8 protein-coding genes and 1 pseudogene are annotated in these 9,862 nt (G+C 63.1%); 2 read left to right on the top strand and 7 right to left on the bottom strand.

Annotated features, from left to right (window positions below):
• The 6 genes and pseudogenes from SPHN_RS17970 to SPHN_RS17945 all read right to left on the bottom strand — a co-directional run.
• Nucleotides 1–250, bottom strand: a pseudogene (locus SPHN_RS17970) (hypothetical protein); the annotation flags it as partial.
• 13 nt (nt 251–263) lie between these two features.
• A complete protein-coding gene (locus tag SPHN_RS17965) occupies nt 264–1,508 on the bottom strand; it encodes a molybdopterin-dependent oxidoreductase (RefSeq protein ID WP_200910541.1) in 1,245 nt (414 codons plus the stop codon).
• Nucleotides 1,509–1,614: 106 nt separating this feature from the next.
• Nucleotides 1,615–2,766, bottom strand: coding sequence for a TDT family transporter (locus SPHN_RS17960; RefSeq protein WP_031392889.1), 1,152 nt, complete (start codon nt 2,764–2,766; stop codon nt 1,615–1,617).
• The gene (locus SPHN_RS17955) at nt 2,763–3,635 is read right to left on the bottom strand and encodes a LysR family transcriptional regulator (RefSeq protein ID WP_031392888.1); all 873 of its coding nucleotides are present in this window, start codon (nt 3,633–3,635) and stop codon (nt 2,763–2,765) included. The genes SPHN_RS17960 and SPHN_RS17955 overlap by 4 nt, the downstream gene beginning before the upstream one ends.
• Nucleotides 3,636–3,723: 88 nt before the next feature.
• A complete protein-coding gene (locus tag SPHN_RS17950) occupies nt 3,724–4,707 on the bottom strand; it encodes a malate dehydrogenase (protein WP_031392887.1) in 984 nt (327 codons plus the stop codon).
• Between the two features lie 46 nt (nt 4,708–4,753).
• Nucleotides 4,754–5,923: a hypothetical protein gene (locus SPHN_RS17945; RefSeq protein WP_051916164.1), complete on the bottom strand. Its 1,170-nt coding sequence runs from the start codon at nt 5,921–5,923 to the stop codon at nt 4,754–4,756.
• A 255-nt stretch (nt 5,924–6,178) separates the two neighbouring features.
• Between SPHN_RS17945 and copM the strand changes: the two genes are divergently transcribed.
• Nucleotides 6,179–6,565 (top strand): CopM family metallochaperone, encoded by a 387-nt coding sequence (gene copM, locus SPHN_RS17940; RefSeq protein WP_333981212.1) that lies wholly within the window; start codon nt 6,179–6,181, stop codon nt 6,563–6,565.
• Nucleotides 6,562–7,980: a YncE family protein gene (locus tag SPHN_RS17935; RefSeq protein WP_056677682.1), complete on the top strand. Its 1,419-nt coding sequence runs from the start codon at nt 6,562–6,564 to the stop codon at nt 7,978–7,980. The genes copM and SPHN_RS17935 overlap by 4 nt, the downstream gene beginning before the upstream one ends.
• A 350-nt stretch (nt 7,981–8,330) precedes the next feature.
• Here the strand turns inward: SPHN_RS17935 and SPHN_RS17930 are convergent, their stop codons facing one another.
• A complete protein-coding gene (locus SPHN_RS17930; protein WP_236701726.1) occupies nt 8,331–9,680 on the bottom strand; it encodes an IS1182 family transposase in 1,350 nt (449 codons plus the stop codon).
• Nucleotides 9,681–9,862 lie beyond the last annotated feature (182 nt).

Here is a 9,862-nt window from a genome sequence, read left to right as displayed (position 1 = left end):
GACACGAGGTGCAGTTGGCGTTGATGACGTCGGCATGCGGGCCGGCGGGATATTGCCCTTCGTCGGTCGGGAGATCGACCGAGGTGGACGCCAGCGAGAAGCCGCGCGCCGAAACGCTTGGCGGCGGTGGTGCGGTCGGGGCGGCAGGCGGCGGGGCGATGCGGCTGTTCGGGGCACCGATCGCGAGTAGAAGAACGACGGTCGCGCCGACGAACCCGAACGACAGCGTGCCGATGGAAGGCGTTTTCATGGGGGAGCGCTCCTCAGCCGACGACGATGTTGGTGGTTTCGATGTTGCCGCGCATGAACCCGCCCGGGTTCCAGATCGGCGTCATCGGCTGCGCGATGCCGGCGGTGTTCCAGCAGCGCGACATCAGTCTGGTCGGGCCCGCATGGCTGAGCGGCACCTGCGCATCCCAGCGGCGGAAACTGTATTTGCCGTGATCGGGGCCAAGCGTCGTCTTGTACCAGCTCTTGCCGTTGTCGGTCGACACATCGACCTTGGCGACGCCGCAATCGCCGCCCATCGCGATGCCGCCCAGCGGGATTGACCGGTCAAACGCGATCACCTGCCCTTCGTCGAGGCTCGTGACCCAACTGCGCGGGATCATCTTGTTGATCGGGACGGCCGGGAAATCCTTCTGGCCAGGCCGCACGTTCGCGCCTGGAGTGTCAGGGATCTTGTACGCCTTGGCCATCCAGTAACCGTCGTCGGGCGCGGCAAGCACCTCGATGTCGTTCAGCATCTTGACCCAATAGGTCGAATACCAGCCGGGTACGATCAGCCGGACCGGGAAGCCGTTGAGGAGCGGCATCTGTTCACCGTTCATCCCGAAGGCGAGCATCACTTCGCCGTCGCGTGCGTGGTCGATCGACAGCGACTTGGCAAAATCCGGTCCACCCGCGACCACCGGCTGGTCGAGCGCACCGAACCGCACCGCGACCGCGCCCGGCTTCACGCCGGCGATATCGAGCACGTCGCGCAGGCGCACGCCGAGCCATTTGGCGTTGCCCATCGCCCCGTGACGCCACTGCGCACCGGCAACAGGGGGCTGGAACAGCGCACGCGAATTGCCCGAGCATTGGTTGATCGCCGCCAGCTCGACGCGTGGCAACTTCAGCAGTTGCGCGAGCGAGATCGACAGCGGCCGCGTGACCGCGCCGTGCACCTTGATCCGGAACGCCTCGACATCGATCGCGGTCGGAATGTCGGCCCAGTGCCAGCGGACGAAGAACTGGTCGTTCGGTGTGAAGACGTCGCCATTGAACACGCTCATCGGCGTTTCCAGCAGCGGCGGGTGGATCCGCTGGAGGATCATGCTGCCCTTGCCGGGGAACGCACTGGTTATCGGCCGTTCCGATGGGCCACCCGGAAGATGCAGGTCGACCATGCTCTGCGCCAGCGCGGGTGCGGCGATCAGCGCGCCGCTGCCGATCGCAGCCTCTGCGAGAAAGCGACGGCGGTTCGTCGCCTGCGCCAGTTTCATATCCAGGCTGTCCACCAGCATTCTCCCTTCGATGTCATGCTCTTATGCGCGATCCGTCCGACGGTCTGCCCGGTACGGGTCGATCGGATGGGCCGGTTCGATCCGGCAGGACGATCAGTTCGGCCCATCAATTGGCTTGGGCGATGCAGGGCGACACGAACAGGTTTCCGCGCCAGCCGCCTGCGACCGTCTTGGCGCCGACCAGCAGCCACATCGCTGCGAGCGCGATGGTGAGGATGGTGCCGACGATCCCGAAAAAGCCGAGCTGGAGCGTCGTGCCGAGCTTGAAGGTGGCGACAGTGTAGACGCCGAGCGGGAAGGTGTAGCCCCACCAGCCAAGGTTGAACGGGATACCCGCGCGCCAGTAGCGGATCGTGATCAGCGTCGCGAGCGCCAGCCACCACAGGCCGAAGCCCCAGAGCAACAGCCCGGCGATCGTGCCGATCCCCTGCGCTACCGCGCCGATCTGGCCGAGGCCGTTGGCGGCGAGGATCGCGGGCGCGTCGCTACCGAGCACCAGCATCCCGAGCGCACCGGTGCCGATCGGACCGAGCGCGAGCCAGCTCGAGGCGGCCATGCTCTCGTGCGGCAGCTTGTGGAGAGCCATCCGCAGGATCAGGATCGCGAGAATGCCGAACGCGACCGGCACCGAATAGGCCCACAGGACATAGGAGGTCGCCAGCACCACGAACTGATGATGGGCGTCCGCCAGATGCGGTGCGAGCAGGCCTCCGCTCGCGCCTGCGACCTCGGCCGCGACCACTGGCAGGAGCCACACCGCGGTCATGCCGTCGAGCGAATGTTCGTGCCGGGTAAACATGAGGTAGGGGATCGCTACACCGCAGGCGAGCGACATCGCGACGTCGATCCACCACAATGTCTCGGCGATCGGGATCACGCCGGCGCCGAACCGCGGCAGGCCGAACGCCAGGAACCCGTTGATGATCGTCGCGAGGCCCATCGGGATCGTACCGATGAACATCGATACGGTGTTGTGCCCGAAGATCCGCCGCGCCTCGTGCCCGAACATCGTCCAGCGCGCGGTGTAGAGCCCGGCGAACAGCGTGAAGAGCGCGATGTTGAAATACCACAATGCCTCGCCGACCGGGTGCAGCGACGTGCCGACGCCCGGCACCTGCGGTAAGGCCAGCGCCAGGATACCGGTGCCCATGGTCGCGGCGAACCAGTTGGGCGTGAACTGCCGGATCATCTCGCGCGGTGAGTCGAGCCGGCTGAGCGGCTTCAGGCCATCAAGAACGGGTTTCAGATCGGCGGTCACTTGCCAGTCTCCTTGATGAGATCGGTCAGCGCATCGGCCGCCCGGGTACGATAGCGCTCTTTGTGCCGCAGCGCGTAGAACGGACGCCGCGGCAGACCGAGCGGCAGATCGTGCAACGTTCCGGCCGCGATTGCAGGTGCGACGACATGCTGCGACAGGACCGCGACGCCTGCGCCAGCCTCGACCGCGCTACGTACCGCCTCGTTCGACGGCAGGGTCAGCGCGGTGGTGAGGTCCGACGGATCGACGCCGCGCTGGCGCAACACCTCCTCGAACGACGAGCGCGTGCCCGATCCCTGTTCGCGGACGATCCAGCGCGCGGCGCGGATCCAGTCCTCGTCGATCGTGTCGGCTGCGCGATCGCTTACCAGCACCATGCGGTCGTTCGCGACCGTCCAATGCGCGAGCGCGGGCTCGTCGATCACACCCTCGACGAAGCCGAGCTCGACCGCACCGTCGAGCACGCGCGCCGCGGCCCCCTCGGTGTTGTCGATCGCCAGTTCGATTGAGATCGCGGGGTAGCGCGCATGGAACGCCGCCAGCTGGCGGGGCAGCCAATAGCCTGCGATCGTCTGGCTTGCGACCAGCCGCAGTGTGCCGCGCTCCAGTCCTGCATATTCGGCCAGTGCAAGTTCCGCGCTGGCGGCACGGCCAAGCACTGCGCGCGCGTCGACCAGAAACATGCGGCCCGCTTCGGACAGTTCGATCCCGCGGCCGACCCGGTGGAACAGCGGCACGCCGTGCCGAGCTTCTAGCGCGGCGATGGCAGCGCTTGCGGCTGACTGCGTCACATTGAGCGCTTCGGCAGCGCGCGTCATGTGCTCGCGCTCTGCGACACCGACGAAAATCCTGAGTTGTTCGAGGGTCATGCCCGATCTCCTTGCCCCAATGATAGGGAAAGGAGATCAATCGCACCAACCAAAGATTACAGTCATTCCAATCAGATATACCGATCGTTCATTTCAGAATGTCGATAACCGCCTCACGTTCATCGACCAGTTCGGCAATCGTGCGATCGAGCATCGATCGCTGGAACGGATCGAGGGTCAGGCCTTCGATACGCGCATACCCACCGCTCATGCAGTGCACCGGCACGCCGCACACCAGTCCTTGCGGGATACCGTAGGAGCCATCTGACACCACGCCCATCGACACCCAATTATCGCCTGCGCCGTGCACCCAGTCGCGCAGATGGTCGATCGCTGCATTTGCGGCCGACGCGGCCGAGGACGCACCCCGTGCTTCGATGATCGCGGTTCCGCGCTGCGCAACGGTGGGGATCAGGGTTTCGCGGTACCAGGCCTCGTTTCCGATACGGTCGGCAAGCTTTTGGCCATCGAGTTCGGCATTCCCCCAGTCGGCAAACATCGTCGGCGAATGGTTTCCCCAGACGACGAGCTTTGTAATCGCATCGACACCTACACCCGCCTTGGCCGCAAGCTGTCCCTGCGCGCGGTTGTGATCGAGGCGGATCATCGACGTGATGTTTTCGGCAGGAAAACCCGGTGCGCTTTGCGCAAGAATCCAGGCATTTGTGTTGGCGGGATTGCCGACGACCAGGATCTTGGCGTCACGTTTGGCCACTGCGTCCAATGCTGCGCCCTGCGTCTTGAAGATCGCTGCGTTGGCAGCGAGCAAATCACGGCGCTCCATGCCCTTTGAGCGGGGACGAGACCCAACCAGCATGGCCGCATCGATGTCCTTGAAAGCCACCATCGGATCATCAGTAATGATCACACCTGCCAGTAGCGGGAACGCGCAATCCTCCAGTTCCATGACCACGCCGCGTACGGCGTCCATAGCCTGCGGCACGTCGAGCAGTTGAAGGATAACGGGCTGGTCCGGTCCGAACACGTCACCCTGCGCAACCCGGAAGAGCAGCGAATAGCAAATTTGTCCTGCGGCACCGCTGATCGCGATCCTGACGGGGGGCTTGGTCATTTCAGAAAGGGCTTTCCTTGGGAAATTACAGACGGTGTAAGACCGATCAACGCGCCGCCACGGCAAGCGCCGCATCGCGCCCGGATGGCACCAGATTGGCGAGACCTTTTCCTGATCGCACGGCACCAGGAACGTAGATCAGGCTTTGCGCATCCGTACTGATAGGGATTGTCGACACGGTGGTGTACGTCAGCGTGTCGATCCCAGCGACCTTGTTGGTTCCGGCCAGGCTGGCATAGATTCTCGTACCATCGCCCGACGGCCAAACCGCACTTGGAGCCGCTTGTAGCGGGACGGTTGCCACAGCCTCCAGGCTGTCGGTTCTATAGACCTTGATTGCAGGTTGATCGCCGCCAATGCTGACATAGGCAAAGGAATCGTCCGCGCGCTGGGCGAAGTTGACCGCGCCCGTTGCTGGACCAGTGTTTATCACTTCGCGTACCGCAAACGGCGGTTTGGCAGCAAAAACCGTGGTCGTGCCGCTCTCGCGGCGTGTTGCCCAAATCTGTTTGCCATCTGGCGAGACCGCGATTGCTCCCTCACCTGCACCGTTGCTGGCAACGTGTCCGACGACGCGCCGATGCTCGACGTCGACAACCAGGATGGACGGCCTTTCAGTAAGCGATACAAAGGCATAGCGTCCGTTTGGCGACAGGATGGTCGCGCCCGCTCCGCCACTTGCTGGTACGCGGGTGATCTCCCGCGCGGTCTTAGGATCCACGACCGCGATGGCATGTTCATCGCCGAGCGAAACCCAGAGTTCGTGCCCATTGGGCGTAAACGCGACGGCGGTAGGCGACGTCTGGAACACGGTCCGGCCTCGTTCCGTGTTCGTGGCCAGATCTACGAGCGTCACACTGTGCTGCGCTAATGCCGATACCGCCAGGGTCCGCCCGTCACGCGTTGCAGCCAGGTGCTGGACTTTGGGGCTGGAAAAGCTGGGCTCAGCTATCGCGCTTTTGGTGAGGTCGATGCGTCCCAGTTCGTTGCCCGCTGCAGGATCGATGACAACGATCTTTGTCGATGTCGGGTCAGACACATAGATCCGGTCATGATGACTAAGGTCGATATCAGCCTTCGACCACGGTGCCTGAACCGCCTTGATATCGCAGGGAAAGTCGTCCGCCGCAGGTGCAGCCCAATAGGCCTGAGCGATCGCCGGGACTGGGGCTACGGAGGCCAACATCGCGGCAACCAGAACGATCGCAGCTTTCATCGTTTGATCCTTATCGCGGATCCGGCGGGTGATCGTGCCAGTCCGATGCCGCTAGATCGACCGATATCTCCCCTGCGTCCAACGCATGGTAACGATGGTTTCAATACGAAAACGCGATCATAGATTGTCTACCGTTCTTTTTAGATGATCAGAACAACCATGCTTATGCGTTGGATCGATGGCTGAGCTGCGATCATTTACGCTGTCACGCTCGGCATTCATCGCTCGCGTGTCATAAATGGGAATACTAAAGGCATGACGATGAAATCTCGCACGGCCTTGCTAACGGCGATAGCCGTGTCCGTATCAACGGGTGCGTTAGCGCAAACGGACGGTTTCGCGTCCGCAATGGATGCGGCGATGGCGCGGATGCACGGCGCGATGATGACCGGTTATTCAAGCGATCCCGATCGCGACTTCGCAAGAATGATGATCCCGCATCATCAGGGTGCGATCGACATGGCCGAAGTCGAACTGCGGTTCGGCAAGGATGAACGCCTGCGCCGGCTCGCCCAGGGAATCATCGTCGAACAGCGTCAGGAAATCGCGGTGATGCAGGGCATCCTATCCGAAGGCGGCGCGTTGCTGCCTCACACCGAACCGACCGCGACCGGTCACCCCCATCACGGAGACCGTCCATGAAGCGTTTCACCCTAACCGCCTGCGCCGCCTTGTGTTTCTCGGGCCCTGCGTTTGCCCAGCAAGTGCCGAACGCGACCCCCGACGTCCCCGTCAGCGCGCAGGACCGGTTCTACACCTCGGACCAGTTCTCCAACACCGTGTCGGTGATCGATCCGTCGACCAACACGCTGCTCGGCATGATAAAACTCGGCGACCAGACCCCCGCGAACCTCAGCCCGCTCTACAAGGGACAGCTGCTCGTCCACGGCATGGGCTTCTCGCCTGATCGCAAGACGCTGGCGGCGATCTCGATCGGCTCGAACTCGGTGACGTTCATCGACACTGCGACCAATGCCGTGAAGCATACGACCTATGTGGGCCGATCGCCGCACGAAGCGTTCTTCCGCCCCGACGGTCGCGAAGTCTGGGTCGCGGTGCGCGGCGAGGATTATATCCAGGTGCTCGACGGCAAGACCTTCGCGCCGACTACGCGCATCCCCGTTCCTAATGGCCCCGGCATGACGATCTTCTCGCCGAACGGGAAATACGGTTACGTCTGTTCGAGCTTTTCTCCCGAGACCGTTGTGATCGACACCGCCTCGAAGAAGATCGTCGGTCGCGTCAAGCAGGCGAGCCCGTTCTGCCCCGACATCGCCGCGACGCCCGACGGCAAGCAGGTCTGGTTGACGCTGAAAGACGTCGGCAAGGTCATGGTGTTCGACGCCAAGCCACCCTTCGCAGTGCTCAAGACGTTCGACACAGGCGCGATCACCAACCACGTCAACATCGCCCGCACCAAGGCTGGCCAGTTCGCCTATGTGACGGTCGGCACCGAGAACGTCGTCAAGGTGTTCCGCACCACCGACTTCGCGCAGGTCGCGAACATCCCGGTCGGCGCGCTCCCGCACGGCCTTTGGCCGTCGGGCGACGGTACGCGGATGTATGTCGGGCTGGAGAACGCCGACGCAGTCGCGGCGATCGATACCGCCAGCAACACCGTTATCGCGACGATTCCGATCGGTCAGGGGCCCCAAGGCGTGGCCTACGTTCCCGGCGCGGTGCCGGTAGGCGATGGCCGTGCAAACCTGGTGCCGCTCGCCCAGGCCGGCATGAAGATCCAGCTGACTCTATCCGGGACTGGGCGCAGCCAGGTGACGCTGTTCGATCAGGGCCAAGTCCAGATTTTGCAGGCGGCGGTTGCGGGCCTCAGTCCAAAGATGCCCTATGTCCTTGGGCTATCCTCCCGCGCTGATGGCAGCGGCGTGATCCAGCCTCTGGCGAAGTTCATGACCAATCCGGCGGGCGGCGCGATAGTCAACACGCTCGGACCGCTCCGCCAGATCGTCAGCGACGCAAAAGGCGACATGCGCCGTTACCTCGTCATTGCTCCGGGCGACCCGATGATGCCGGGCGCCGTCGTTCAGGTGCAAAAATGAGGATTCCGGTGAAACCTGCGATCTCTTGTCCGTATCCGGTATCTTGGTCATGACGCTGGTATAGGCTGCCGCAGCGTTTTGAGACTGTCGGAAAACACACCAGACCGTCCGAGAACTCCGGGATGGCCATGCCGTTAGGCGCGCGCTGCCCTGGAGGGCGCTCGAGGCAGAATTTCTGGATTGGATCGCTCGTCGGCGGGCAAATCCCTCACATTGGGCATCGTCAGCGCGATATTCTCTTGAGAAATGGATGTCCGGCCTTTTCAGGCCTGCACGGCGCGGAGCAGGGCGGGAATGCCGAGGATGTTGATGGCTCGCCGCAGGTTGTAGGCGAGCGCCGTCAGGCTAAACTAGGCGTTGACGTTGGCGAGCCCGCGCATGAGGAACGCACCCTGGTTCATCCACTGTTTGATTGATCCAAACGGGTGCTCGACCGTCTCGCGTCGCTTGTCGAGAATATCGGGCCTCGCGACAAGTCGTTCGGCCATGCGTTCAAGCACAGCCTCGTTTTCCCAGCGATCAATAGTTCGCCGGGAGCCCGAAGTGCATTGCGGCTTTAGGGAGCAGGTTTGGCAGGCCCGCATATTGGTATAGCGGATGGCGATATGCTCGTCCTTGCGGGTGCGGGTATAAGGATCAAGGCGATCACCACTCGGGCAGACGTAACAGTCGGCCTCCGGGTCGTAGCGAAACTCGGTTCTGTTGAAATAGCCGCTTGCAACCGCCGAGCCGCGCTGCGGCCGCGCGACATAGGGCACGACGCCGATATCCTCGCAGGCAGCGATGTCCTCGCCCTTGTAGTAGCCCTTGTCAGCGACTGCATCGATACGTTCGACGCCCAGCACCTCACGCGCGGCACCGGCTGTCTGGGCCAGGAATCCAAGGTCGCTGCCCGAATTGGTGACGTTCTGCTCGACGATCAGCTTGTATCGGGCATCGACCGCGACCTGTGCGTTGTAGCCCACCCCGACCTTGGGGTGCATCGCCATCCCCCGGGCATCAGGGTCGGTAAGTGACAGCTGGCTCTCACCGCTGGCGACAAGTTCGGTGAGCATCGCCTGGTGCAGCTCACGCCGTGTTCGCACCCGCGCGAGCTTCGCCTCGAGCGTGGCCGCACGGCGCGCCGCGCCTTGCGCCTCGATTTCCGCGCGGTCGGCCCGATCAAGCCGTCCCAAATACTCTTCGATCCGCTCGTCGGCCAGCTTGATCCATCCGGCCAGCTTTTGCTGCGTGAAGTTGCGCTTGCGGCTGTTCACCGCCTTGAGGCGCGTGCCGTCCACGGCAACCAGTTCCCGCCCGAACAGATCGAGCTTGCGGCACAGCAGCACGAAGGCGCGAAACAGCGGCTTGAATGCTGGCCGGTTCACGCGCCGAAAATCCGCGATCGTGCGAAAGTCGGGACGCAGGCCGCCCAGCAGCCAGATCACTTCGAGATTGCGCCCGGCTTCCGCCGCCAGGCATCGGCTTGAGCGGACCCTATTGAGATAGCCATAGAGGTAAAGCTTCAGCAGATCCGCGGGATCGTAGCCGGGTCGGCCCGTCGCCTTTGGCCGAAAGCGGTCAAAGCCAAGTTCCCCCAGATCCAGATCGTCGACGAAGGCCGCGATGAAACGCACCGCGTTGTCTGCCGCCACATAGTCATCGACCGAGGCTGGCAGCAGCAGCATTTGATCGCGCGATTGACGTTCGATGTAGCCCATGCCCGATCATACCGGATACGAAACCTGACGGGAATCCATCACGCAGTTTTCGGACAGTCTGACATGCTTTCGGACAGGGTGCGCTCCGGCCTTGGGTCGTGGTGCCAACAGGATGGCAGAGTGTGCGACAAACCCTGTCGCTTTGGTCAGCTGTACGGAAACCCGAATCTGGGGGTTTGCTG

This window comes from Sphingomonas faeni, from assembly GCF_023195535.1.
Taxonomy (GTDB): domain Bacteria; phylum Pseudomonadota; class Alphaproteobacteria; order Sphingomonadales; family Sphingomonadaceae; genus Sphingomonas; species Sphingomonas faeni_B.
This window is presented reverse-complemented; position numbering and strand designations above follow the sequence as displayed.

Coding starts and splice junctions, on each gene's coding strand:
- SPHN_RS17965 (WP_200910541.1), bottom strand. CDS start 1,508: ATGCTGGTGGACAGCCTGGATATGAAACTGGCGCAGGCGACGAACCGC.
- SPHN_RS17955 (WP_031392888.1), bottom strand. CDS start 3,635: ATGACCCTCGAACAACTCAGGATTTTCGTCGGTGTCGCAGAGCGCGAG.
- SPHN_RS17950 (WP_031392887.1), bottom strand. CDS start 4,707: ATGACCAAGCCCCCCGTCAGGATCGCGATCAGCGGTGCCGCAGGACAA.
- SPHN_RS17945 (WP_051916164.1), bottom strand. CDS start 5,923: ATGAAAGCTGCGATCGTTCTGGTTGCCGCGATGTTGGCCTCCGTAGCC.
- copM (WP_333981212.1), top strand. CDS start 6,179: ATGACGATGAAATCTCGCACGGCCTTGCTAACGGCGATAGCCGTGTCC.
- SPHN_RS17935 (WP_056677682.1), top strand. CDS start 6,562: ATGAAGCGTTTCACCCTAACCGCCTGCGCCGCCTTGTGTTTCTCGGGC.
- SPHN_RS17930 (WP_236701726.1), bottom strand. CDS start 9,680: ATGGGCTACATCGAACGTCAATCGCGCGATCAAATGCTGCTGCTGCCA.